This window comes from Kamptonema animale CS-326 (assembly GCF_028330895.1).
GTDB lineage: Bacteria > Cyanobacteriota > Cyanobacteriia > Cyanobacteriales > Microcoleaceae > Kamptonema > Kamptonema formosum.
In genome coordinates this window covers 1-23,798 of the sequence record NZ_JAQMUA010000038.1, presented here as the reverse complement: position 1 = coordinate 23,798, position 23,798 = coordinate 1, and the positions used below count along the sequence as shown (strand labels likewise).

Sequence of the window (23,798 nt, the reverse complement as noted above, 5' to 3'; positions counted from 1 at the left end):
ACTTAAATTTTTGAAGGTAGTATATAATGTTTTATTAACTACTTTTACCTCAATTTTCACTTGAGAAGTTAAGGAGTCACAAGTCATCAGTCTTGCTTGTGGATTATAGTATACTAGATCCGCCAGATACCAAATCAGCTCACCCTCCCTTAATTGCAAAATTATGTTACAAAAAAGAACATTTATCCTGCTCTTTTTTTTGAGCCTTGTATTAGTAGCCTGTCTGAATCGTACATACAAGCCAGTAGCAGAATCCACACCAACACAAACTACAGGAAATCCCACCGCTGATAATGCCTTAAACATTTGGTGGAATAAGGGTTACTACCCAGAGGAAGATGCAGCATTCCGCCAAATCATTTCTGAGTGGGAAAAGAAAAGCCAGAACAAAGTTAAGTTGAGTTTTATTACTGATGCCAATATTATCCAACAGACAGACAAAGCCCTAAGTAGTAACAATCTTCCGGATATCTTCTTCGCGCACTTAACAGATATTAATTGGAGTCCGAAATGGGCTTGGGAGGGCAAGCTAGTAGATGTTTCGGATGTGATAGATCCCATCAAAAACCTGTACACTCCTAATGCCATAGAATCTGTATATTTATATAACAATAAGGCAAAAAAACGCAGCTACTATGCAGTTCCGATTGAGCAGCAGACAATTCACATCTCTTACTGGCGTGACCTGCTTAAGGAAGCAGGTCTGAGCGAGCGAGAGGTTCCTAAAGATTGGGATGGCTTCTGGAACTTCTGGAAACAAGCTCAGAAAAAATTGCGCCAACAGGGGCAACAAAATATTTATGCTTTTGGCTTGCCAATGTCTCCAGGAGGTTCAGATACTTACTTCATGTTTGAGCAATTCTTGGAAGCATACAAGGTAAGATTATTAGACGAAAATGGTCAACTTCTGCTAGACGATCCCACAACCCGACAAAGCATTATTAAAGTATTAGATTGGTGTACAAACCTTTATAAGGAAGGATACGTACCCCCAAATGCGCTGAGTTGGCAAAATACAGATAATAATGTTAACTTTTTGAACAAAACTGCTCTAATCACAGCCAATCCCAGCTTGTCAATTCCGACTTCACAGAAGCAAGATGCAGACCTTTACTACAATAAAATCGGCACAATGGAGTTTCCCAATCAGCCAGACGGGAAACCGACTCGATATATGGCTTCTGTCAAGCAGGTAGTTATATTTGCATCATCTCAACATCAGAAAGTAGCTAAAGAATTTCTATCTTTCTTGATTCAGCCTGAGAACTTAGGAGCTTATATTAAGAATTCCGCAGGGCGATGGTTCCCTGTCATGCCAAAACTTCTAAAAGATCCTTTCTGGAACGATCCTAAAGATCCGCATTTGTCAGTAGCAGTTAAGCAATTTACTGAGCGCCAGATCCGCCCTTTTTATCCTGCACTGAACCCTGCCTATGTTAAAGTGCAACAGGAGAATGTGTGGGGGCAAACCCTCAATCGCATCCTGAAAGATGGTTTATCGCCGGAGCAAGCTGCTGATGAAGCGATCGCGAAAATTAAACAGATTTTCTCTGAGTGGAAATAGGGGCAAGTTTCCACTTTTGAGAAAGTGCAGAACTTACGCAGAAGGTGGCTGAAAATCCACTTTCTGCGTCAATATCTCACAAAATAATTGAAATAAAACTTCAAAGCTAGATCTGGCTTAGACGGGACTTACGTATTACTTACGTAACGCCGCCATCCCGGCCGTCAAAGAACCGCGAAAGTGGCCGTACTATAATTTGCGTAAGTTCTGTTAGAGCGTCTTGTATTTAACCAGTCCGACAGGTAAAATAATCGGGTTAGTCGCAACTAACTAAGTTTATAAAGAATAGATAGTCGGGCTTTGGGAATTATTATCGTTGGGTTATATGCGGCTGTAATGTGGGTGGTAGGAGTATATTTACTTCGGATTGTAGAGCATAAAGCTGAGCAAATAGCTCAAGCTAATCAGAAGATTACTAATTTTAAGGTTTATAATGATATTACAATTTTGGTACTAAAATAAAAGTAGTAGTAACCCTCTATCTCTATTCAACCTTTCGTATGTTAGAGTGCAGCAAGAGAATGTTTAGGACAAGCTCTCAATTGTATTCTGAAAGACAGTTTCGGGAGGCGATCGCCTCACTCTATAAACTAGGAGTAAAAAAGCATGAAATTTTGGCAGAAAAGCTTGACAGTCAAGCTTTCTACCGTTTTCTTATTCATGTCTCTAGTGACAGTAGGAGTTGTAGGGTACGTCGCTTGGGCTAAGGCTAGAGCTGACTTAGAGCGACTTGTATTCAATCAGTTAAATATTTCTGCAACTCTCAAAGAAGGTGAACTCGATCGGTGGTTTGACGATCAACGACAAGCTTTTCTATTGATTAATCAGTCCTCAGAGTTCACGGGTAATATTAAGAACTTATTGACTCGTAAAGCATCGGAACCTGAGTATCGCTCAGCCTACGCCGCCTTGAGTAAATATTTGGAGCAAGCAGTTAGCACTCAGCCAAACTTACCAGAGATTTTTATTCTTACTAATGGCGGTAAAATTATTCTTTCCAATAACAAATCTCGCGAAGGAACTTATGAAAACTTCTCAAATTTTACGCAACTAGGTGAAAATACTGAGTTAACACCAGCTTTTTATCCCTCGTCAGTAACTGGGGAGCCAATGACTACCTTATCTCTTCCATTATTAGCTCCGACAGGTAAAGTCATCGGGTTAGTAGCAACTAACTTAAGTCTAGAAAGAATAGATAAAATTATTCGCGAGCGTTCCGGTTTAGGAGACACTGGTCAAACTTATTTAGTAGGTAAGTTGGCTGCTAGAAATACGTTTATATCAGGAAGTTCCTCTGGAAAACCAGACTTATCTGAAGAGGTTAAGAGTTTTGGGATTGATGAGGCTACCAGCGGTATAGATAGTTCTGCTTTTTACTTAAACCATCATGGAATACCAGTAATTGGTGTTTATCGTTGGCTTGATAAACGAAACTTAGCTTTGTTAGCGGAGATGCACCAGGATGAAGCTTTTGCACCAGCTAATCAACTCGCTCTGGGGATTATTATAGTGGGTTTAGGCGCGGCTGTAATGTTGGTGGTAGGAGTATATTTACTGCGGATTTTAGAGGAGAAAGCTGAGCAAATGGAGAAGACTTTGGGAGAACTAAAACAAACCCAATCTCAACTAATTCAGACAGAAAAAATGTCTGGTTTAGGGCAAATGGTGGCTGGCGTAGCTCACGAAATAAATAATCCTGTTAACTTTATTCATGGTAATCTTACCTATGCTAGTAAATATGCCCAAGAGTTGCTAGATTTAATGCTCCTCTATCAGGAAAATTATCCCAATCCGACACCGGAAATTAAAAATTCGCTTGAAGATATTGACCTGGAATTTATAGTGGAAGATTTGCCCAAGATCCTATCTTCAATGAAGGTAGGTACTGAACGCATTCGCCAGATAGTTTTGAGCTTGCGAAACTTTTCCCGTCACGATGAATCCGAGATGAAGCGAGTTGATATTCACGAAGGAATTGACAGTGCATTAATGATTTTACAGCATCGTTTAAAAGCTCAGGCCGCAACTTCGGAAATTAATATTATTAAAGATTATGGAGACCTGCCACAGATAGAATGCTATCCTGGGGATCTGAATCAAGTCTTTATGAATATTTTGGCGAATGCGATTGATGCTCTGGAAGAGAGCATCAAAAAGGGTGGGTTTGAAAAGGTAGGCGATAACTCCTGGAATATTAGTATTTGTACTCAAATACTAAAGGAAACTTCTCGTGCTGCGATCAAAATTCGAGATAATGGCTGTGGAATGCCTACTGAAGTTAAAAACCGGGCTTTCGATCCTTTTTTCACTACTAAGCCTGTCGGTAAGGGCACGGGTTTAGGGCTTTCTCTAGCTTACAAAATTGTCGTAGAAAAGCATAAAGGAATGTTAGAGTGTTCCTCCGAACCCAATCGAGGAACTGAATTCACGATTGAAATTCCCATTAGCCAAAATCACTAATTTTTTGATAAAATTAGAATCGCAGAGACAAATTTAATCTCTACGAGACCACATTAAAAAGTACAAGGTAACAATGGATAATCTCGAAGCTTATTGGATGCCCTTTACAGCAAACCGTCAATTTAAAGCCAATCCTCGGATGCTGGTATCGGCGAAAGGTATGCACTTTACTACAGATGATAACCGCGCAATTTTAGACGGTACTGCGGGACTTTGGTGCGTCAATGCTGGTCATTCCCGCGACAAGATTGTAGAGGCAGTTTCCAAGCAGGTATCCCATCTAGATTATGCGCCTCCTTTCCAAATGGGACATCCGGGGGCTTTTGAACTTGCGGAACGTTTAGTAAAGATGATGCCGGGTAAATTCGATCGTGTTTTCTTTACTAATTCGGGTTCGGAATCAGTGGAAACTGCTTTAAAAATTGCGATTGCTTATCACCGCGTTAGAGGTGAAGGTACTCGCCAGCGATTAATCGGCCGGGAACGGGGTTATCACGGTGTAGGTTTTGGCGGTATTTCTGTCGGTGGTATTTCTGCTAATCGCAAATTTTTTGGCAGTTTACTTAATGGTGTCGATCATTTACCTCACACTCATAATTTAGAAAAAAATGCTTTTACACGCGGACAACCAGAATGGGGGGCGCATTTAGCTGATGAATTAGAGCGGATTGTTACTTTGCATGATGCGTCTACAATTGCGGCTGTAATTGTTGAACCTGTGGCGGGTTCTACGGGGGTATTGATTCCACCAAAAGGCTATTTAGAAAGGCTGCGGGCGATTTGCGATAAGTACGGTATTTTGCTGATTTTTGATGAAGTAATTACGGGTTTTGGTCGTTTGGGTGCAAGTTTTGCGACTGAATATTTTGGAGTGCAGCCTGATTTAGTTTGCACCGCTAAAGGGATTACTAATGGGACGATTCCAATGGGGGCAGTATTTGTTCGCCCAGGCATTTATGATGCTTTTATGGATGCACCTGAGAATGCGATTGAGTTGTTTCATGGTTATACTTATTCTGGTCATCCGGTTGCTTGTGCTGCGGCTTTAGCTACGCTGGATATTTATCAGGAAGAGGGATTGTTTGAACGTGCTGCTAGTATGGCTAGTTATTGGGAAGATGCGGTGCATTCTTTGAAGGGTGTGCCTCATGCGATCGATGTTCGCAATCTCGGATTGGTGGCGGGTATTGAGTTGGAATCTATTGCGGGTAAGCCGGGTAAACGCGCTTTTGATTGTTTTCTCAAGTGCTTTGAAAAAGGGCTATTGGTTCGGATGGCGGGTGATATCATTGCGCTGTCGCCGCCATTGATTATTGAGAAGGAACATATCGATCTAATTGTAGAAATGTTGGGGGGAGTTTTGCGAGAAATGGCTTAATCTTTAATGCGTGAATTTTAAGGTTGTGTCATTGCTAAGTTTTTTCAAGATTGGCATTTTCCCTAATAGTTTAATAGCCGGGAGATTAATTTCCCGGCTATTTATGTACTCCTTTGCGCCTCTGGAGATGGGTGCGATCGCGTTTGGGGCTAATCGCGGATTTCTAGGCCGTATTGTTGGCAGAGGGCTTTAAGTTCTTCTCGGAAGCGATCGCGCACATTTTCGGGCGAGACAATTTCGCAGTCTTTGCCATAGGGCAAGATTTCTCGGAAAAACCAGAAAGTGTTTGGGATGTTCCGAATCACTCGTCTGATCGGTGGATCGCCTTCTGGTTCGCTGACTTCTCGATCTTCTTGTTTGCGCCGATAGTTAAAGGCAAGTCGGCCGGATAAATGAAATTCTACGGGAATCCGCGCTAAATCTGGCAGCCAAGGTCGATCGATGAAAATTACGGCTGCATCTTCAATGCGATCGAGCACTAGCGTCCAGTTGTGTTCAAGTCCAGGTAAGTCTTTATTACTTTCAGATTCTTCGCAGTGACACATTAAATATTGTCGCTTTTCTACAGGGACAATACGAGCGTGCAAGATGGTGTAATGCCAAAGGCGATCGGTTGCATCTCGGTAAGAGAGGCGAAACGGTTGTTGCCTGTGGATAAAATTGTCGATTTTTTGCCGCCAAGCAGGTAGGGGGTTAATCAAAAATTTCTCGATTTCAGCCCGGAAGGGAAGAGTTAGTTCGCTGCGATCGCTTAATAATTGGGCAATTTCCCGCGCTTCATCGGTTTTACCCAAGTCAAGCAGTTCTTGTCGGGCGATATCTAGCGCTTTGATGCGGGTTTGCGGCCAGTCGTGATTAGGGGCGATCGTCAGTTGACGACGGGCGATCGCTTCTACGAGTTTGGATATATTCGGGCGATCGCCCCATGTCTTCCCAAATTCTTGGGCCAAGGCTTCTAACTCGGCTTTGTCCCGTTCCGATACGGACAGGGTGATCGATTGACCTTTGCGACTCATTTTGTACGGACACTCTCTCGTTGTATAGGCTTGATTATCTCTATTTTCGGTGTAAATATGGAACCATCACATTTTTACGGACACAAATTAAGTATATGTCCAACTATAAAATCACTCTCAAACCCGTGTACTCCCAGACAGTACCAACACCTGAAGGAATGAAATTACCCGATAACTGGCGGCTTTCTTGGCATCAAGCTGAGACACTAAAAGCCCTACGTGACCCGAATATTGATGTAATTATCAATACCGCGATGACGGGTGAAGGCAAAAGTTTAGCGGCTTTTTTAGAAACATTACTGACATATTTTTGTGCGATCGCACTCTATCCGACTAACGAATTAGCGCGAGATCAAGAGACTCAAATTAAGGGATATATTGAACAGTTTCAGCCATCTCATCAACCCCGTGTAGTGCGACTCAGCGGCGCAGAATTAGAGATTTATGCAGAAAATGAGGGATTGCGGAAGGCGGCGGCGATCGCTTCGAGCACGGGTCAATCAGAAATATTGCTAACTAACTCTGATATATTACACTACCTACATCGCGGCGCATATCTAAATCCTGATGATAGTCCAGATAAGCTGTGGGGAAGAATAGACAAAGATTTTGAATTATCCATTTTTGATGAATTTCATGTTAACCAGGCTCCCCAAATTGCTAGTATTATCAATACAATCCTGTTAATTCACCACACCAATCGCCGGAAAAAGTTTTTATTTCTATCAGCAACTCCAGATAACCAACTAATTGAACGATTATCAGCAGCGGGGTTGCGGTGTAAGTTAATTAATCCACTTCAAGAAGGTAAATATCAATTTCCTAATAATTTATCTGAAGGCAAACAGTTAAAATCTGGGGGATGGCGAGAGGTATCGCGGGAAATTTCACTAAATTTTATTTCGCTAGAATCCACCTCTAAATCTTCGGAAAATTGGCTAAAAGTAAACAGCGACTTAATTTTAGATTGCTTTCAACAATATCCCGGTAGTAAAGGGGCAATTATCCTCAATTCGATTGCCGCAGTCAAGCGTCTGACGCGATTTTTTAGGGACTTTTTACAGCCGCATGATTTGGAGGTTGGGGAAAATACGGGGTTATCTGGGAAGGGAGAAAAAGAGCGATCGCTCTCCTGTGATTTGGTAATAGGAACGAGTACAATTGATGTGGGCGTGGATTTTAAAATCAACTTCCTAATCTTTGAATCCGCAGATGCGGGTAACTTTATTCAGCGATTGGGAAGGTTAGGGCGGCACGATGGCTATACTAAAAATGGTGAGTTTATTAGTTTTGAAAATTTCACCGCTTACGCACTAAGTCCTAATTTTTTAGTAGAAAGGTTGTTTCTAGGTGATTCTCCACCGTTAAAAACCGATGGGATTTATGACCGTCCCTTATTTCACACTCAAATTCGCGAAAATTATCGGCAAATTAACAATTTTGAAGGGTATTACTCGCGGTGGGGTGCGGTGCAGTCAGTTCAAATTTGTTGGGAATTAGGGCATAAAACAATCAAGCAGCAATATGCAGGTAGTCAGGAAGCTTTTCGGGTCAGTTGTCAACAGGTATTTAAGGCTAGTTTAGGCAAAGTAGCCGGTAATATTAAAGTATGGGGTCAAGAGTGGCAAGAGTTATCAGGCGAAAAAAAAGGAAATCCAATTGTTGAAAATGCCGTGAGTTTCCGAGGTTCTATTCCTCTGCAATGTGGGATTTATGATTTAACAGAATCCAGCGAAGTAGATAGATTTAAAACCTATGATTTGCCGGGAATTTTGAGTAATTTAGAAATTGAGGCGATGACAGAAACGGCTTTTATGCGACTGTTAACTGAGACATCTCAACGCCTTGGGCAACCAATTCCTAAAGGGAGGTTTAAACATTCTCTGGCTTTTATGAAATTGCGTAATTATCGAGAGGAAAGGTTGAATTGGAAATTTAATTATGGGGGTAAATTGGAGGCGATCGCTTCTACTTGGAAAGTTCAAGTTTTGAAGGGGATTGAAGTTTGGCAACCTGATAATTACTGGGTTGGGGAAATTAACAAACATCTGAAAAAGCAACCATTGGTATGCTATGTGCTTCGGCATTCGGTGGCGGCAGTGCGATCGCGCCTGCGACTACCAATGCACTTTCAGATTTATCCGATTTGCGATCGGTACAGTTTCCACGATGCGATCGCACCTTATGCGATCGCCTTTGGGCAGTCGGCCCTGTTGGTGGACACGCTGGCCCACTGGCTTAAGATTAAGGGGGATGAATCATGGATTGCGTAAATTGTCAAGCCCTGATAGGGATTTTGCATTGTACAGAAGTCAATGCTGGGAAAGCATCAAACAACCTCAATGGAGTAGGTCATGTTTCAATCCCTGATAGGTATTTACACTTACTTGAGCAGTGCCAAGAAGCTTTGCTCTCCTACGGTGAGTTTAGCAGAAGAGATCGAGTATGTCACAACGAAAAAACGTACCGTTATGACATACTCAATTAGCAGTTGTATAATGGCAGGTGTTGCGATCCAAGAGGAGAACTTCCCATGTCCCAGCAGAATCTTGACGCTGACCAACTCAGCCATTTGCTTTGTGGTCTAACAGAAGACCTGAGCCAATTTCGGCTCTACACATCTGTTCTACAAAAATGTCAACAGTTTGTAACAATTATTTACAATCAACAAAATCAGATTCAGTGTCTTGAGGCTGAAATTACTGATCTCAGAAGCATTAACCGCGATCAAGCAGACAAAATTTCTGAGTTGGAGTGTCTAGTAAATCCTTTTTCTCAAGATGGAGATGCTATTTGCAATGAATACTCTGTTTTCGGTACTAATAAGGAACTAAACTGACATGAAAAGTCAATCACTGAAAGATTTAGGATTCATTTCTTCCCAAATCATTGAGAAAATTCCTTACCTCAAAATGTTAGTTCTATTTGGCTCTCGCGCCAGAGGCGATACCCATGCCAAAAGTGACTGGGATTTTGCCGCACTATTTGATGAAGAATTGCGTAAAATTCACGTTGCCAATAATACTTGGAAGTTGCTTGAAGTACCTCAGATTATTGGTGAGGTTTTCAACCTGAATAGCGATCAAATAGATGTTGTAGAACTCAATAATTGTTCCCATATCATTACTCACTTTGTCGCCAAAGATGGCAAGCTTATCTATGAAAAAGAGCCGGGAGAATTTGAAAGATTTTGCCAAAAAGCATTAAAAAGTGAAATTGAAATCAAAGCAATCCGCAAAAGTTTGCGGCAAAAAGTTGAGGAAAATTTGCAAAGGTGGGGAGTATGACTGAAATTGAGCCAATCAGATTACTAGGCAAACTAGACTTTATGACAACCTATCTAGATCGCCTAAAAGCTTATGAATCAGTAACACTAGAAGAGTATCTAGCTGATTACGATAAACAGTTAGTCGTGGAACGGCTTTTGCAACTGATTATTCAAGTAGCACTTGACTTGAATAGATACTTTTTAAAGCAGTTGCAAGTCGAACAACCTGCAAAAAACTTTGACGGCTTTATAGATATAGCTAAACATGGAATTATTACATCAGAATTAGCGGAAATTCTAGCAGAATCAGGCAGTTTGCGAAATCGGCTAGTTCATGTATACGATGAAATCAATCCAGTATTGGTTTATCGTTCAATTCCAAAAGCTTTGCAGTATTATCCAATCTATCAAAGACAAGTAACCGCTTACATAGACTCGCTAGAGGTATAAAATGGCTGCTAAAAAACGTCAAAAACCTGATGAAGAGTATCAACAACTCTCTTTATTTGATCTCGAAGTTGATCTGAATTTAGAGCAATCAGATGATGGTGATAATGACTGGTTACAAGATGAAGAATTAGCTTCTAGCTTTGAAACATCCGATCGCACCATCGAACCCGAACAGCGAGATTTACTAACACTCAAGCTATTGCGAGAAGCAATTCAAAGTCAAAATCCAGGCGATCGCGTTATGGTAGATTTTGCAGAATATGTACTGCCAAATTTGCTGCGGGTTGCCATTGGTGTCACAGCAAAAGGTGGCAAGTTTTTTGACAAACTCGATCGCCAGCAAGGAAAAGAGAATGTCAGGCGGGATAATGCAGGCGATCAGTCTCTCAATACTCACCTGCTAAATGGTCTTTTCCCTGCGAATTTAATTGAACAGCGATTAGAAAAACTTGATACTACTGTGATGCGAGTAGTGCAAGAACTAGAACGGCGGTTAGTGATTGCTGGATTTATTCTACACGACTTTGAAAAATTTCCAGATGTACCCAATAATTGCCGCAAATTACCCCTGGAAGAACACCGCAAAATTATTGAGGAAAAAGTCCGACAGCTAGGATTAGATCAATTCATCAATCCTGAAAATTCAGAAACCTATAGAGACTATATTGATGATTTACTTTGTGTTGCTTATAACGCTCAAAGACGTTGGGATACAAACTGGAATTTTTCACAATTTGGCTTAAGTCCAAGATTGCGCGATCGCACTCTTCGGAGTCTTTCAGATTTAACCTGTTTAGCAGACTCCCTCGCCTCCATTATTAAACACCCTCAAGATGCAGAAAATACCAGACTAAACGAGTTAATTCACAGTCTAAGTGACGGACAATTAAAGTTTACTTACCATAGCATTGCCGAGAATCGAGGCGTACTTACTAACGTTGTAAATAACGCTTTAATGGAGGTACATACTGCTCTAAATACGGAGAATTACACCTACTATGAACCCTTGCTTTACCTACCAACAGGCGTAATTTACCTAGCAAGGCGCGATGCTCCCCCTGTCTCAGTTCAAGACTTGCCTGAGCGAGTTATTGACAAAATTAAAACACTTTGTGGCGGACAACTATTAAACAGACAAACAGGATTTGGCAGAGACGGAAAAGGCATGAAATATGCCGAATATTACGAGCAATTTTTTGATGATTTTGGATTGATGGAAGTAGCACTTAGAGCAACATTACGGATTCTTAACCCTAGCAAAGATTCTGTTGCTAAAAGTCGCAGCGAAAACCTAGTTAAGTTTCAAAGACAAAATGTTTTGTCTGCGGATTACGATTTCAAATTTGAGGATGACATTCGGATCGATCAAATTGCCGAATTTGGCGATGTAGTCAGCCGCAAAATTTGGGGAGAACGAATTAATAAAATTGAAGCTGAATGCAAGAAAGATAAGAAATTACCCAAATTGCCAGATAATTTAGATTCACCGGAAAAGTTACTCTATAAAATTGCTGAATTTTGGAATCTGGCTAATTTTCTGCCACAACTTCGAGAAATCCAGAGAATTAATGAGAGCCTCAAAGAACTAAAACTAAAAGGTAATACAGGCGGCGTTCCCTACGAATGGTATTACTTAGCAGCCAAGTATTTAGACACTCACCGAGGTATAAGTCCAGAGGATATTTATCGAATTGGTGAAGACGCGATCGCGCATATTTCCCAACTGATTAAACCAATCATTTCACAGTATAAATTACCTGATGGTTGGGACGATTTACGTCTCTGGGTAACACGGGTGGTTATGTTACCAGGAAAAGCACCATCGGTTACAGCATCCGCTGACGTATTCTTAGATGAATTAGACCGCTATCAACTAGCTAAAAAACAGGGGAGAGGACGACAGTTAATTTGTTCTATTTCTCATTCAGCTTACACCGTTACCGAGCAAATGGAATCAGCGGTTTTGTTCACCCCGCAAGTTTACACAAACAAACAAATGTTGGGAGGTTCTAACGCTAAACGCAATATTTCTAGTATTGCCGGCATTGAAATGATGCTGAGACAAATATTGATGAATCAAACTCAAGCTGTGGGTAAAAAATTTGAAGATGGCAAATATCGCTATCTCTACTTTTATCCTACTTATTACTTCACGCCTGAGACTAATAAGTTTTTGCAAAAAGCCTACAGTAGCATTGCCCAGACTCGCTTTGATACCAGCATTCGCAATCATTTTATCAGTAAAGAAATGCAGGCTAATTTTGGAAAAGAACGCTACCAAAGTGTAGATAATTTTCTAATTGATGAAAACATCGAACCAGGAAAAGACCGCACTTTTAAACTATCCTATCCCGAAGACCAACCCCTCACATTTTACTTCATGGCGCTTCCCCCTGGCAGAGATTCAACTGATACGGAATCTTGGGTAATGCCAACTTGGTTAGCCTTTGCCTTCCCCATGATTCTCGATGTCAAAACGGTTGTTTCCGAATCGCCAATTCCCCCATTTAATGACGGTGCAGAGTTTGAAGAAACCGTATTTCTCGACAGTGCGCCGCAAGCTTTTAGGGTTTTGACGAAGCGCGATCGTTTTCGCCTCGACTACATCTTAGAAGGATGGGAAGAAAACGGTAAATCTTATCCTGCACCTTTGAATGTTTTAACTGCTGCTTATGCCATTCATCTTGATGTTAATGCAAAACAAGGGAAGTCCGGTTATGACTCCAACTGGGGCAAATTGACAGAACTCGCCAAGGATTTTGAAACGAGTCCACTTTATGTATTTAACTACCTAAATCAGTGGGTTCGGAAGCAAGGAATTGAAACCGCAAGGATTGAAAAAATCAAGCTTTATGCTTATGATTTTTACCCTTGTTTTGACCCTTATGCTAGCTATAATAATCAGGAGGAACGATTGACTGTGACAAATGAATCAAGCTTAAATCACCCCCAACAGCTTACGGAGTTATATCGCAAATTTTACCGTGCAAATAAGCGATATAACCCCAAGGCAAATGCTGTACTAAAACCGATTGATATTGCCTCTAAAACTATCCTTGAAGCCGATCCTAGTTTTCAGGGTAAATCTTTAGTTTTAGCGGTTGCTGCTGAAGTGTCCAAGCTCATGGATCGCGTTCATTCTTCTACTGCGGAAGGACGCTGGATTTTCAGCAATCGGGAGGAAGAACGACAGGCAGTTTTAGACTTTGCTCGCTACTTTGTAGAGGAGGTTTTTGACAAATCATTTGCGGGCGATCGCGCTCGTTTAGCGGGTCGTCAAATCAATCTAATCCGCGACACTTGCGAATTTCTTTACCGCTTAGAAAATGACAAAGACAATCGCGCTAAAGATGACCAATCTCCCGATGATTCACAAGAGGAAGCTAAAAATTAAAGCTTAAATTCTTGTTGAACAGTCTAGAGGCAAATTGCACCACTCACATTTTTACTTAGGAGACAAATCATGCCTTTCTTGAAAACAGTTGACTCTAAGTTCTTCCATGCAGACATCCCCTACAAACCAATGGGTAAATATGCTCACTTCCTGACTATCAGAGTCACAGAATCTTACCCACTTTTTCAAACCGATGGAGAACTAAATAAGGCGCGAGTTCGTGCCGGAATTAAAGACCAAAATCCCATTAGTCGCTTGACAATGTTTAAACGAAAACAGTCCACGCCAGAGCGTTTAGTTGGTCGTGAATTGCTGCGAAACTATGGCTTAATGACCGCTGAAGACTGCGAATATAATGTCAAATTTGCAATGGATAATCCTGATTGTATTATTTACGGATTTGCAATTGGTGACTCTGGATCAGAGAAATCAAAAGTAGTAGTTGATACCGCATTTTCAATTACAGGTTTTGATGAATCTCACGAAACTTTTACTCTCAATGCTCCCTTTGAAAATGGCACAATGGCATCTAAAGGTGAAGCAGGTTCCAAAGCCGGGGAAGTCACGAGTCGGATCAATCAGCAAGATCACATTAAACCCCAGGTTTTCTTCCCTAGCATTGTAACATTAAAAGATCCGACTGAATCGGGTTTCTTATATGTCTTTAACAACATCCTCAGAACGCGGCACTATGGCGCTCAAACTACCCGCACAGGCAGAGTCAGAAATGAGTTAATTGGTGTAATATTTGCCGACGGTGAAATTACCAGTAACCTCCGCTGGACACAAGCAATTTACGACCAATTGCACGCTGAAAATAAACTCAATTCCCGCGATCCACTCAATGAAAATGATGTGATTTTTGCCGCGAGTAGTGCTATCCAATCATTAATGTCTGAGGAATTTATTGTGCATACAGATTTTGTGGGTGCTAAGTTTACCGCTTTGTTAAATGAGGTTAAATCTCTGACAGGTAGTGAAGAGGGAATTAAAGGAATTTTACAGCAAGCTGACACGGAAGCTAAAGCCTACAATAAAAAACACATTAAGCAGAAATCTGAAGCTGATAAAGCTAAATCCGAAAAAGCCGCTAAGGGAGGATAACAGTAATGCCTCTAATTTACCGCTGCCAAATTGAGCTACACGATAGCCTCTATTTCGCCACCCGCGAAATCGGCCGCCTCTACGAAACAGAGCCAATAATTCACAATTACGCCCTCTGTTACGCACTAGGATTAGTAGATAGCGAAATCTACTCTACTACTGTTCCTGAAGAACACTCCTATCGCTACTTTTGCCCCGAACAAATTCCCAAATACGAGCAGCATTTAACACCACTCAATCAACAGGGAATTTATGTCACCCCAGCAAAAGCAATCTCCCATTCCTCTACTCTCAATACCTGGAAATATGCCAATAACAACTATCACGTTGAAATGGAGAAAACCCAGAAGAATATTCCTAGTTTTGGCAGAGCAAAAGAAATAGCTCCTGAAAGCAAATTTGAGTTTTTTATCATCTCAGAACAGCCTCTAAAACTGGCAAAGTGGATACGTTTAGGAAAATGGATGAGCAAGGCTGAAATAGAGATTAAAGCTACTCAGGAAGTAAAACGTTCAACTGCTGAACAACAGTTTATTTGTCCTCATCCCCTCAATCCCTTAGATGTGATGTTTTCTCATCAAGTGATTAGCTACGATGTGGTTAATATGCCCCCAGTAAGTTTGATTCAAAATGTCAAAATTAACGGGCAATATTACCAAGTTGAAAACATCAAAATTCCGGCCTGTATGCAATATCGCTTCAAGGTCGATTAAGGTATGTAGTTGCGCTTTAGCACCCCCAATTGCTTCAGCGTAACTACGTATAGCCTTTCTCAGAAAGATGAGGTACGTTAGATTCTATGTATATCAAGGCTTTTGAGCTTTAATATATACCTCATCTACCTGAGAACCGCTATACCTCTACTGACACACTATTCCTCAAAGATGAATAAATTGGACAATGAATAACCCAATTACAGAAGACTACAAAGATCTTATGATTCAAGTGAAACAAAGAATTAAGTCTGCTCAATATGAAGCATTAAAAGCAGTTAATCAAGAATTAATTGCTCTTTACTGGGATATTGGTAAGATGATTGTCACCCATCAACAACAAGCTAGTTGGGGTAAATCAGTGGTGGAACAAATGGCAAAAGAGTTGCAGGCAGAATTTCCTGGTACTGGTGGATTTTCCTCTACTAATCTTTGGCGAATGCGGCTTTTTTACGAAACTTATACTGAAAATGAAAAACTCGCACCATTGGTGCGAGAAATTGGTTGGACTCACAATATCGTCATTATCGAAAAATGTAAAGATGACTTAGAGCGAGAATTTTATATTAAAATGACTCGCAAATTTGGCTGGACAAAAAATGTTTTAATCCACCAAATTGAGAATCAAACTTATGAGAAGACACTCCTTAATCAAACTAACTTCGATCGCTCTTTACCAGAGGAAATTCGCAATCAAGCAAAACTAGCAGTTAAGGATGATTATACTTTTGACTTTTTGGAATTGGGAGACGAACATAGCGAACGGCAACTAGAACAAGCAATCCTAGCAAAAGTTGAACCATTCCTCAAAGAAATGGGTGGAATGTTTGCTTTTATTGGCAGTCAGTATCGCTTGGAAATTAGCGATCGCGAATATTTTATTGATTTGATGATGTATCACCGTCAACTAAAGTGTCTAGTTGCAATTGAATTAAAAACTGGTGAGTTTTTACCTGAGTATGTAGGCAAGATGCAGTTTTATTTGGCTGCTTTAGATGATATCGCAAAGTTACCAGATGAAAATTATGCTATAGGCATTATCCTTTGTAAATCAAAGGATAAAACAATTGTTGAATATGCACTTAAGGAATCAAATAAACCAATTGGTGTTGCCACTTATCAATTACTTTCTAAACTGCCTGAAGAACTAAAAAATCAGCTTCCGGCTCCAGAACAAGTTGCTAAATTATTAGATGAAATTGAGTAAAATCGCTAATTATAATCAATTTCATCTCGATTATAGGCAATATCTAAAACTCACTTTTGCAGTAAAATATCCCTTTATTCTACACAACAATTATGCCCCACAGCCTCATCCTCAATCTCCTCCCCCTGGCCCCAATTCCCCCCGGATACCTAACAGGAAGACATCTCCACGCCCTATTCCTCACCCTCGTGAGCTCCGCAGACAAAAAACTCGGTGACTACCTCCACGAAGCCACAGCGGATAAAGCCTTCACCCTCAGCCCATTACAAACCCAAAAATACCACTCTAATAAACATTATCCCCTCCAATGGGAACATCATCAACCTATACCTGCCCACACTCCCTGCTGGTGGCGAATTACTCTCATAGATGATACTTTATTCGGCAAATTAACTGACCTTTGGCTCAATCTTAATCCTAAGCATCCTTGGCATCTTGGCCCTGCTGATTTACACATTACTGGTATCCTGGGAACGCCTCAATTTAATCAGCCTTGGGCTAATGCTTGCACTTACTCTCAATTGTATCAGCAAGCATCGGAAACTAATCGGATTATTGCCTTCAGTTTTGCCACGCCTACTGCTTTTCGACAGGGAGACTATGACTCGGTTATCCCGACTAGAGAATGCGTTTTTAACAGTCTCTTAAGTCGATGGAATAAATACAGCGGCGTGGAAATTGCCAGCTCTTCCATTGAATCACTTTTCTCTAGTTTTGTCAATATCAAAACGGAGATTTTAGCAGATTCTCGGAGCAAGTTTATCGGGATTGTCGGGGAAGTTACTTATCGGATTTTAGGAGATGTTGAACCGTTAGTTATTAAGCAAATTAATGCTTTAGCTGATTTTAGTCTCTACTGTGGACTGGGGAGGAAAACGACGATGGGGATGGGAATGACTCGACGGATTCCCATTAAGTTGATTCCCGATGTGGCTGATAAGAGTGCTGAGAAGATTTCACAGCAAATTTCTGCTATTCAATCAATTTTTGAAGGGTGATTTGGAGGTATAAACTATGAATGAAATTGACTACGTTTCTATTGCGGCTCTCAATCAGTACAGCTATTGTCCTCACCGCTGTTGGCGAATGTTTTGTGCGGGTGAATTTTCTGACAATCAATATACCATTGAAGGGACTAGCTTGCACGATCGCGTCCATACTCTTAGTGAGATTAACCGCGATGAAACTTGGCAAGTTAGGGCGATTTGGCTGAAGTCTGAAAAATATCAACTGATTGGCAAATCAGATTTAATTGAGTCGGCGGAGGGCAAATTATACCCCGTTGAATATAAGCGCGGAAAGAAGGGTGAATGGGATAATGATGAGTTACAAGTTTGCGCTCAAGCTCTGTGTTTGGAGGAGATGACGGGACAAACAATTACTCAGGGTTATGTCTATTATGCTCAATCTCATCAACGGCAATTGGTGGAGATTTCGGAACAGTTAAGACAAAGCGCGATCGCGACTGTTCAAACTTTACAAGTTTTACTCCAAACTGGTAAGATGCCGCCGGCTATTTACAGCAAAAAATGTCAAGGTTGCAGCTTGAAAGAGCAATGTTTGCCTCAAGTTGCTCAGAAAATGACACGCTATCAAGAATTTAATTAACCTTCATACTTAGGAGTCACAATCATGGGAACACTTTATATCAATCAAGATGATGTTTTTATTGGCAAAAATGATGAGCGATTGAACGTTAAGCTCAAAAATCAAACCTTACAAGATGTGCCATTAATTCATTTAGACGGCGTAGTAATTATGGGACGGGCGACGATTTCCCCCGCTGCGATTGATGAACTTATGCAGCGTAAAATTCCCCTGACTTTTCTCTCTGATACTGGACACTTTTTAGGTAAGCTAGAACCAGAGTTAAGTAAAAATATCTTCGTGCGTAACGCCCAGTGGAAAGCCGCAGGGGAAACTCCCCAAGCGATTCACGTTGTCCAGGGTTTTATTCGGGGGAAATTGAAGAATTATCGCAATAGTTTAACCCAAACTAAGCGGGATCATTCAGAACTCAATCTGGAATCAGCAATTACTCAGATTTCTAACATTATTCCCAAACTTGACAAAACTCATAATATTGATTCCCTGCGAGGGTTGGAAGGTGCTGGAAGTGCGGCTTATTTTGGGGTTTTTAACCAATTAATTCGGGCTGAAGGGTTTGTATTTAAACCCAGACATCGGCCGGCTACCGATGCGGTTAATTCCTTGATGAATTTTGCTTACACTTTGCTACGTCATGATGTGCAAAGTGCGATTAATATTGTCGGTTTTGACCCTTATTTGGGCTATCTTCACGTGCAACGCTATGGCCGCGTAGGTTTGGCTTTTGATTTGATGGAAGAGTTTCGCCCTTTGGTGGCGGATAATATGATTTTTAATGCGATTAACCGCCGCATTATTACTATTAATGATTTTACGGTGGAACCGATTAGTAATGTGGTGCGGTTGTCGATAGAGGGACGGAAAGAGTTTCTGAAAGCTTATGAGAAGAAAAAGCAGTCTGAGTTTAAGCATCCAGTTTTGGGGAAAAAGTGTACTTATCAAGAAGCTTTTGAAATTCAGGCGCGATTGTTGGCGAAATATTTGATGGGCGAGATTGACCAATATCCACCTTTAGTTTTGAGGTAGCTATGTACTTTTTCATTTGTTACGATGTCCCTGAAGATAAACGCCGGACAAAGATTCACAAGATTCTTAAGTCTTACGGTCAATGGATGCAGTACAGTGGGTTTGAGTGTGCAGATTTGAATGAGACTCAGTATGCGAAAATGCGATCGCGCCTTGGTAAAATCATTAAGCCGGAAGAGGATAGTATTCTGTTTATTCCTCTCTGTGCTTGCTGTCGGGGTAAGATTGAGCGCATTGGCGGGATTGCACCAGCGGACAGGAGTATATTTTTTGCCTAGTTTGCGGGAATTGATAGCCTATAGACTAGGGTGCATCAACCTTTGATGCACCCTACAAATTGATTACAAATTGATTGATTGACACTAAGTGTAAGGTTTTGGATATAATTACAAATATATTGAATAACCAAGTCTAGCTATGACTCAAAAAACATCAAATCGTCCTCGTCGCCGAGGTAGGTTATTTCCTGAATTTACGATACCGTCAGAGGAGTTAGCTAGGCGCAAAGCTGAACGAAATGAGCGCTGTCAGCGTAGCCAAGCAATTTTTGATATAATTTGTCCTAAACTGATGGATGAACACTATAACTGGTTTATGATTATTGAGCCGAATAGTGGGGATTATTTTATCGATCGAGAAGAGGAAGTGGCTGCACAAAAGGCTCGTGAAAAGTATCCTAGTGGTTGGCTGGTGACATTCCGGCTCAATGAGACGGGAGCTTGTGGTAATATATGATTAGTGGTAGGTTTGGTGAAGTTGGAGAACTGATTTTTGAGATTGATTTAATTGCATTAGATGGCGAGAGTTTCCCGATTGATGTGTTATTAGATACTGGGTTTACTACAGGTTTGCTGGCCCTTGATACTCAAGATGCTGAAAGTTTGGGTTGGGTTTTGCTTGAACGCAATCGAACGATGCAGACGGCGCGGGGTATTGACTTTTTTGATGTCTATGAGGGTAGAGTTGTGCTGGATGGACAGGAGTATGTGATTCCTGTATTGGTAGGTTCGGGGATTCCTGAACCGATTTTGGGTTTGCAATGGTTGAAATTGTTGCCTTTGGCTGTGAATTTTGGAGCGGGGATGTTGACGCTGGGGTAGAATTGGAACTGCGATCGCGCCTTGGTAAAATCATCAAACCCGAAGAGGATAGTATTCTCTTTTTTCCTCTCTGTGCCTGCTGCCGGCATCTACGCCTATCGCAAGCAAGAAACAGACGAGAAACGATAGTATTCTCTTTTTTCCTCTCTGTGCCTGCTGCCGGGGTAAAATTGAGCGCATTGGCGGGATTGCACCAGCACACAGGAGTATATTTTTTGCCTAGTTTGCGGGAATCGGTAGGTGTAAATTTTGGGGTGTCAAATTTTTCGGCTGTAACGCAACTGGGATAAGGGTTTGATGCCCCTGACTTTAAAAAACGATTCCCGCAATAGCTGGAACCTTTACAGGATAAGGATTTACAGAAAAGTTCGCGGGATGGTATTGACAAGTCAATGGCTGGAATGATACTTTTAGATCACATTCCCGAAACTGCACCTTGAAAACTAAATATAGTAAGGGTTTCAAAAACCGACGGCCGCAATTAAACTAAATCCCTATCAGGGATTGAAACTTTAGTAAGCTTACACCTCCCATTTTAAAATCAAAAAGCCGCAATTAAACTAAATCCCTATCAGGGATTGAAACTTTTAAGAGTTGCAGCATCAACAAGCCGCCCTCTAGCCGCAATTAAACTAAATCCCTATCAGGGATTGAAACAGGCAAAAGTTGTTTACCCACCACCAAAGTTATGAGAGAGTTTCTGCCGCAATTAAACTAAATCCCTATCAGGGATTGAAACCTGACATTGCGCTACTACCTCACACACATACTCATAAGCCGCAATTAAACTAAATCCCTATCAGGGATTGAAACACAAAAGTAGGAACTCTCAACAATTGCGGAGTTTATAGTTTGCCGCAATTAAACTAAATCCCTATCAGGGATTGAAACAGAAACTGAGCTTTTAGGGCGTAGGCTAGAATCCTCTGAGCCGCAATTAAACTAAATCCCTATCAGGGATTGAAACTAGATCAATTTAATGGCAAGATTGCTTATTATTGCACAGGCCGCAATTAAACTAAATCCCTATCAGGGATTGAAACTTGATGAGAGCTTGCTCAAACTGGAGGTCTGCCTTCTCGCCGCAATTAAACTAAATCCCTATCAGGGATTGAAACACTTGGCTGTAATTTCATCTCAATGCACATCCGCTCGCCGCAATTAAACTAAATCCCTATCAGGGATTGAAACTACGTAGTTTGTTTACAGCGCACCGACAGGCTACCCCCGCCGCAATTAAACTAAATCCCTATCAGGGATTGAAACAGAATCGTAGTCGAAGGCTTCCACTTCTACAACCGCCGCAATTAAACTAAATCCCTATCAGGGATTGAAACCACCGAACAGATAGGATTTCAGCTAAAGGCAGCATGCCGCAATTAAACTAAATCCCTATCAGGGATTGAAACACGAAGATTGATGCAGCGCCACCAATGAGGTGAACGCCGCAATTAAACTAAATCCCTATCAGGGATTGAAACCTTAGACAGGAGTATCGCGTCTTTCTCGTCTTCAAAGCCGCAATTAAACTAAATCCCTATCAGGGATTGAAACTGAAACTTCATATCATTCAAATCCACAGTTGCGCCGCAATTAAACTAAATCCCTATCAGGGATTGAAACCCAATTTTCTTAGGAGCGGATTTACTTTTGCCATCGCCGCAATTAAACTAAATCCCTATCAGGGATTGAAACCAACAACCACAGAGGTAGAATTTAATCTATGTTGATTCAGAAAATTATCCAAGAACTCCAAGACATTCCCGAAGAAAAACTGGAAGAAATTTATGACCTGATTCGTCACTTTCGCCTCGGTTTAGGGGGAGAGCTTACACAGCCTCGCACCCCTGGCTTGCTAACAGGACAAATCACTGAAGCTTTCTTTGAGCCTTTACCAGAAGAGGAATTGCAACAATGGGAATAAACTACCTGCTTGATACCCATATCCTGCTCTGGTGGCTTTTTGACGACCCAAAACTTGACAATGACTGTCGAGACCTCATTCGTAACCCAGACCATCGCATTCTCGTTAGCAGTGCCTCTGCTTGGGAAATTGCCACCAAATACCGCATCGGTAAACTACCTGAAGCTAAGCAGCTAGTAGAGGAATACTTGCAGATATTGCACCAGGCTAAATTCATTGAGCTTGCCATCACCACAACCCATGCCCTCAGAGCCGGAAACTTACCAATTGCTCATCGCGATCCCTTTGATCGCATGATTATGGCCCAAGCAGAACTCGAAAGTTTGCCCGTTATCACCTACGATGAAGTCTTTCAGACGGGACTGATTCAGGTAATTCCCTTTCGTGAAAAGCTACCTAATACTTCCCTTGCTTTAGCGAACGTGCAAAAAGCGAAGAAGTTGACAATAAAAAAATAATCAAGCATTTTTTACTATCAAATATCAATATCAGGACTTACGCACCTAACCAAAGAAACCGGGTTTTATGACGAAAATACTTCGTTATTACCCATAGATTCCCTCAAAAACCCGGTTTCTGGGCCATCAGCGTAAGTCCTAAATATTACAAACCTCCCCAATCTGATAAAATCCATAACAGCCATCCCCCACCCACAGCCAAATCAATGACCGACAAACGCTTCATCAGAATTAATCCCGAAATCTATCAACATCCCTTCGACCGCAAAGCCTTAGCATCCCTCGAAAAAATGCCCGGACTATCATTTTTGATGAAAAAAGTCAACGAATATGGCATAGAACGCATCCTCAGAATGCAAACCTTGGGTAGTGAATTTAAAGTCACGCCCAGAAACTTTCCTAAACTCTACAATCCCTTTGTTGAAACCTGCCAAGTCTTAGACGTTAACCCCTTACCAGAACTCTATCTTTCCCCCGGCAGAGGACAGATTGGTACGTATGCCTTCGGCGTAGAAAAACCGACAATCGGTGTGAATTTAGAAGCAATGGAATGGTTGACAAATGAAGAACTATGCTTTCTCCTTGGACACGAACTCATTCGCATCAAAGGCAAATATATGACCTATCAACAAATGGTCTATGTCCTGCCCGCTGTTAAAGGACTGATCGCGAGTACAACCTTCGGACTAGGTGCAATTGCCTCAAATGGATTAGAACTTGCCCTCCTCAATTGGGTAGTCATGTCCAAATTTACCGCCGATCGTTCCGGTTTATTAGCTTGTCAAGATCTGGAAGTAGCAATTACAACTCTAATGAAAGTAGCAGGAATACCAGAAGAATATTTAACGGATGATACAATCAACGATTTTGAAGATCAAGCCCGTGAATTTATGGCTACTAATCTTGATAGTATAGATCAAATTACTAAAGTATTTAGCTTCATGGAATTTCGTCTTTCCTGGGCAGTAATGCGAATGGCAGAACTCTTTAAATGGGTTGATTCAGGAGAATATCAATCCTTACTCGATACGGGTAAATTACCACAAAAAACCGAAGATCCAGATCCAGAGCCCAACCCTTCAGATTGGGATTTTATCTCAAAATTATAGTTAGGGGCTAGGGGCTAGG

23 protein-coding genes and 1 CRISPR repeat array are annotated in these 23,798 nt (G+C 41.2%); of the genes, 22 read left to right on the top strand and 1 reads right to left on the bottom strand.

Translation table 11 applies throughout. The features are described from left to right. Nucleotides 1–163: 163 nt before the first annotated feature. The 4 genes from PN499_RS02570 to aptA all read left to right on the top strand — a co-directional run bounded on the left by PN499_RS02570 (nucleotide 164) and on the right by aptA (nucleotide 5,402). On the top strand, nucleotides 164–1,564 hold the full coding sequence (locus PN499_RS02570) for an ABC transporter substrate-binding protein (protein WP_272030119.1): 1,401 nt from the start codon (nucleotides 164–166) through the stop codon (nucleotides 1,562–1,564). A 300-nt stretch (nucleotides 1,565–1,864) separates the two neighbouring features. Further along, nucleotides 1,865–2,026 (top strand): hypothetical protein, encoded by a 162-nt coding sequence (locus PN499_RS02565; protein ID WP_272030118.1) that lies wholly within the window; start codon nucleotides 1,865–1,867, stop codon nucleotides 2,024–2,026. Between the two features lie 144 nt (nucleotides 2,027–2,170). Next, nucleotides 2,171–4,024 carry a sensor histidine kinase gene (locus tag PN499_RS02560; protein ID WP_272030117.1) on the top strand — a complete coding sequence of 618 codons (1,854 nt, stop codon included), beginning with the start codon at nucleotides 2,171–2,173 and terminating at the stop codon, nucleotides 4,022–4,024. 73 nt (nucleotides 4,025–4,097) lie between these two features. Then, nucleotides 4,098–5,402 (top strand): omega-aminotransferase AptA, encoded by a 1,305-nt coding sequence (aptA, locus tag PN499_RS02555; RefSeq protein ID WP_272030116.1) that lies wholly within the window; start codon nucleotides 4,098–4,100, stop codon nucleotides 5,400–5,402. A gap of 149 nt (nucleotides 5,403–5,551) precedes the next feature. On the opposite strand, the gene PN499_RS02550 is transcribed toward aptA, so the two are convergent. After that, a complete protein-coding gene (locus PN499_RS02550; RefSeq protein ID WP_272030115.1) occupies nucleotides 5,552–6,418 on the bottom strand; it encodes a WYL domain-containing protein in 867 nt (288 codons plus the stop codon). A gap of 95 nt (nucleotides 6,419–6,513) precedes the next feature. Between PN499_RS02550 and cas3 the strand changes: the two genes are divergently transcribed. The 18 genes from cas3 (at nucleotide 6,514) to PN499_RS02460 (ending at nucleotide 23,779) form a co-directional block, all read left to right on the top strand. Further along, complete coding sequence (cas3, locus tag PN499_RS02545; protein WP_272030114.1) at nucleotides 6,514–8,691, top strand: type I-D CRISPR-associated helicase Cas3'; 2,178 nt, start codon at nucleotides 6,514–6,516, stop codon at nucleotides 8,689–8,691. Between the two features lie 260 nt (nucleotides 8,692–8,951). Continuing rightward, nucleotides 8,952–9,257, top strand: a complete 306-nt coding sequence (locus PN499_RS02540) for a hypothetical protein (RefSeq protein WP_272030113.1) — start codon at nucleotides 8,952–8,954, stop codon at nucleotides 9,255–9,257. 1 nt (nucleotide 9,258) lies between these two features. Further along, complete coding sequence (gene mntA, locus PN499_RS02535) at nucleotides 9,259–9,705, top strand: type VII toxin-antitoxin system MntA family adenylyltransferase antitoxin (RefSeq protein ID WP_272030111.1); 447 nt, start codon at nucleotides 9,259–9,261, stop codon at nucleotides 9,703–9,705. After that, nucleotides 9,702–10,136: a type VII toxin-antitoxin system HepT family RNase toxin gene (hepT, locus tag PN499_RS02530; RefSeq protein WP_272030110.1), complete on the top strand. Its 435-nt coding sequence runs from the start codon at nucleotides 9,702–9,704 to the stop codon at nucleotides 10,134–10,136. Before mntA ends, hepT begins: the two co-directional genes overlap by 4 nt. Nucleotide 10,137: 1 nt before the next feature. Next, the gene (cas10d, locus tag PN499_RS02525; RefSeq protein ID WP_272030109.1) at nucleotides 10,138–13,530 is read left to right on the top strand and encodes a type I-D CRISPR-associated protein Cas10d/Csc3; all 3,393 of its coding nucleotides are present in this window, start codon (nucleotides 10,138–10,140) and stop codon (nucleotides 13,528–13,530) included. Between the two features lie 69 nt (nucleotides 13,531–13,599). After that, on the top strand, nucleotides 13,600–14,634 hold the full coding sequence (gene cas7d / locus PN499_RS02520) for a type I-D CRISPR-associated protein Cas7/Csc2 (RefSeq protein ID WP_272030108.1): 1,035 nt from the start codon (nucleotides 13,600–13,602) through the stop codon (nucleotides 14,632–14,634). 5 nt (nucleotides 14,635–14,639) lie between these two features. Beyond that, complete coding sequence (gene cas5d / locus PN499_RS02515) at nucleotides 14,640–15,347, top strand: type I-D CRISPR-associated protein Cas5/Csc1 (protein WP_272030107.1); 708 nt, start codon at nucleotides 14,640–14,642, stop codon at nucleotides 15,345–15,347. Between the two features lie 187 nt (nucleotides 15,348–15,534). After that, nucleotides 15,535–16,554, top strand: a complete 1,020-nt coding sequence (locus PN499_RS02510; protein WP_272030106.1) for a PDDEXK nuclease domain-containing protein — start codon at nucleotides 15,535–15,537, stop codon at nucleotides 16,552–16,554. A 92-nt stretch (nucleotides 16,555–16,646) separates the two neighbouring features. After that, nucleotides 16,647–17,552 (top strand): CRISPR-associated endoribonuclease Cas6, encoded by a 906-nt coding sequence (cas6, locus tag PN499_RS02505; protein ID WP_272030105.1) that lies wholly within the window; start codon nucleotides 16,647–16,649, stop codon nucleotides 17,550–17,552. A gap of 16 nt (nucleotides 17,553–17,568) precedes the next feature. Beyond that, the gene (gene cas4 / locus PN499_RS02500; RefSeq protein ID WP_272030104.1) at nucleotides 17,569–18,162 is read left to right on the top strand and encodes a CRISPR-associated protein Cas4; all 594 of its coding nucleotides are present in this window, start codon (nucleotides 17,569–17,571) and stop codon (nucleotides 18,160–18,162) included. Between the two features lie 24 nt (nucleotides 18,163–18,186). Beyond that, nucleotides 18,187–19,188: a type I-D CRISPR-associated endonuclease Cas1d gene (gene cas1d / locus PN499_RS02495; protein WP_272030103.1), complete on the top strand. Its 1,002-nt coding sequence runs from the start codon at nucleotides 18,187–18,189 to the stop codon at nucleotides 19,186–19,188. Between the two features lie 2 nt (nucleotides 19,189–19,190). Continuing rightward, nucleotides 19,191–19,466, top strand: coding sequence for a CRISPR-associated endonuclease Cas2 (gene cas2, locus PN499_RS02490; RefSeq protein ID WP_272030102.1), 276 nt, complete (start codon nucleotides 19,191–19,193; stop codon nucleotides 19,464–19,466). A 139-nt stretch (nucleotides 19,467–19,605) separates the two neighbouring features. Then, the gene (locus PN499_RS02485; protein WP_272030101.1) at nucleotides 19,606–19,923 is read left to right on the top strand and encodes a hypothetical protein; all 318 of its coding nucleotides are present in this window, start codon (nucleotides 19,606–19,608) and stop codon (nucleotides 19,921–19,923) included. Further along, nucleotides 19,920–20,288 carry an aspartyl protease gene (locus PN499_RS02480; RefSeq protein WP_272030100.1) on the top strand — a complete coding sequence of 123 codons (369 nt, stop codon included), beginning with the start codon at nucleotides 19,920–19,922 and terminating at the stop codon, nucleotides 20,286–20,288. Before PN499_RS02485 ends, PN499_RS02480 begins: the two co-directional genes overlap by 4 nt. Continuing rightward, entirely contained in the window at nucleotides 20,228–20,578 is a 351-nt protein-coding gene (locus PN499_RS02475) for a CRISPR-associated endonuclease Cas2 (protein WP_272030131.1), read from the top strand. Before PN499_RS02480 ends, PN499_RS02475 begins: the two co-directional genes overlap by 61 nt. A gap of 184 nt (nucleotides 20,579–20,762) precedes the next feature. Next, nucleotides 20,763–21,983: a CRISPR direct-repeat array (repeat unit 37 nt; unit sequence GCCGCAATTAAACTAAATCCCTATCAGGGATTGAAAC). Nucleotides 21,984–22,011: 28 nt separating this feature from the next. Further along, nucleotides 22,012–22,212 carry a hypothetical protein gene (locus PN499_RS02470; protein ID WP_272030099.1) on the top strand — a complete coding sequence of 67 codons (201 nt, stop codon included), beginning with the start codon at nucleotides 22,012–22,014 and terminating at the stop codon, nucleotides 22,210–22,212. Further along, nucleotides 22,203–22,670, top strand: a complete 468-nt coding sequence (locus PN499_RS02465; RefSeq protein WP_272030098.1) for a type II toxin-antitoxin system VapC family toxin — start codon at nucleotides 22,203–22,205, stop codon at nucleotides 22,668–22,670. Before PN499_RS02470 ends, PN499_RS02465 begins: the two co-directional genes overlap by 10 nt. A 206-nt stretch (nucleotides 22,671–22,876) precedes the next feature. Continuing rightward, nucleotides 22,877–23,779: a M48 family metallopeptidase gene (locus PN499_RS02460; protein ID WP_272030097.1), complete on the top strand. Its 903-nt coding sequence runs from the start codon at nucleotides 22,877–22,879 to the stop codon at nucleotides 23,777–23,779. Nucleotides 23,780–23,798: the final 19 nt, after the last annotated feature.

Bases quoted from the DNA above. Each gene is read 5' to 3' on its own strand.
- PN499_RS02570 (WP_272030119.1), top strand. From the start codon at position 164: ATGTTACAAAAAAGAACATTTATCCTGCTCTTTTTTTTGAGCCTTGTA.
- PN499_RS02560 (WP_272030117.1), top strand. From the start codon at position 2,171: ATGAAATTTTGGCAGAAAAGCTTGACAGTCAAGCTTTCTACCGTTTTC.
- aptA (WP_272030116.1), top strand. From the start codon at position 4,098: ATGGATAATCTCGAAGCTTATTGGATGCCCTTTACAGCAAACCGTCAA.
- PN499_RS02550 (WP_272030115.1), bottom strand. From the start codon at position 6,418: ATGAGTCGCAAAGGTCAATCGATCACCCTGTCCGTATCGGAACGGGAC.
- cas3 (WP_272030114.1), top strand. From the start codon at position 6,514: ATGTCCAACTATAAAATCACTCTCAAACCCGTGTACTCCCAGACAGTA.
- PN499_RS02540 (WP_272030113.1), top strand. From the start codon at position 8,952: ATGTCCCAGCAGAATCTTGACGCTGACCAACTCAGCCATTTGCTTTGT.
- mntA (WP_272030111.1), top strand. From the start codon at position 9,259: ATGAAAAGTCAATCACTGAAAGATTTAGGATTCATTTCTTCCCAAATC.
- hepT (WP_272030110.1), top strand. From the start codon at position 9,702: ATGACTGAAATTGAGCCAATCAGATTACTAGGCAAACTAGACTTTATG.
- cas10d (WP_272030109.1), top strand. From the start codon at position 10,138: ATGGCTGCTAAAAAACGTCAAAAACCTGATGAAGAGTATCAACAACTC.
- cas7d (WP_272030108.1), top strand. From the start codon at position 13,600: ATGCCTTTCTTGAAAACAGTTGACTCTAAGTTCTTCCATGCAGACATC.
- cas5d (WP_272030107.1), top strand. From the start codon at position 14,640: ATGCCTCTAATTTACCGCTGCCAAATTGAGCTACACGATAGCCTCTAT.
- PN499_RS02510 (WP_272030106.1), top strand. From the start codon at position 15,535: ATGAATAACCCAATTACAGAAGACTACAAAGATCTTATGATTCAAGTG.
- cas6 (WP_272030105.1), top strand. From the start codon at position 16,647: ATGCCCCACAGCCTCATCCTCAATCTCCTCCCCCTGGCCCCAATTCCC.
- cas4 (WP_272030104.1), top strand. From the start codon at position 17,569: ATGAATGAAATTGACTACGTTTCTATTGCGGCTCTCAATCAGTACAGC.
- cas1d (WP_272030103.1), top strand. From the start codon at position 18,187: ATGGGAACACTTTATATCAATCAAGATGATGTTTTTATTGGCAAAAAT.
- cas2 (WP_272030102.1), top strand. From the start codon at position 19,191: ATGTACTTTTTCATTTGTTACGATGTCCCTGAAGATAAACGCCGGACA.
- PN499_RS02485 (WP_272030101.1), top strand. From the start codon at position 19,606: ATGACTCAAAAAACATCAAATCGTCCTCGTCGCCGAGGTAGGTTATTT.
- PN499_RS02480 (WP_272030100.1), top strand. From the start codon at position 19,920: ATGATTAGTGGTAGGTTTGGTGAAGTTGGAGAACTGATTTTTGAGATT.
- PN499_RS02475 (WP_272030131.1), top strand. From the start codon at position 20,228: ATGGTTGAAATTGTTGCCTTTGGCTGTGAATTTTGGAGCGGGGATGTT.
- PN499_RS02470 (WP_272030099.1), top strand. From the start codon at position 22,012: ATGTTGATTCAGAAAATTATCCAAGAACTCCAAGACATTCCCGAAGAA.
- PN499_RS02465 (WP_272030098.1), top strand. From the start codon at position 22,203: ATGGGAATAAACTACCTGCTTGATACCCATATCCTGCTCTGGTGGCTT.
- PN499_RS02460 (WP_272030097.1), top strand. From the start codon at position 22,877: ATGACCGACAAACGCTTCATCAGAATTAATCCCGAAATCTATCAACAT.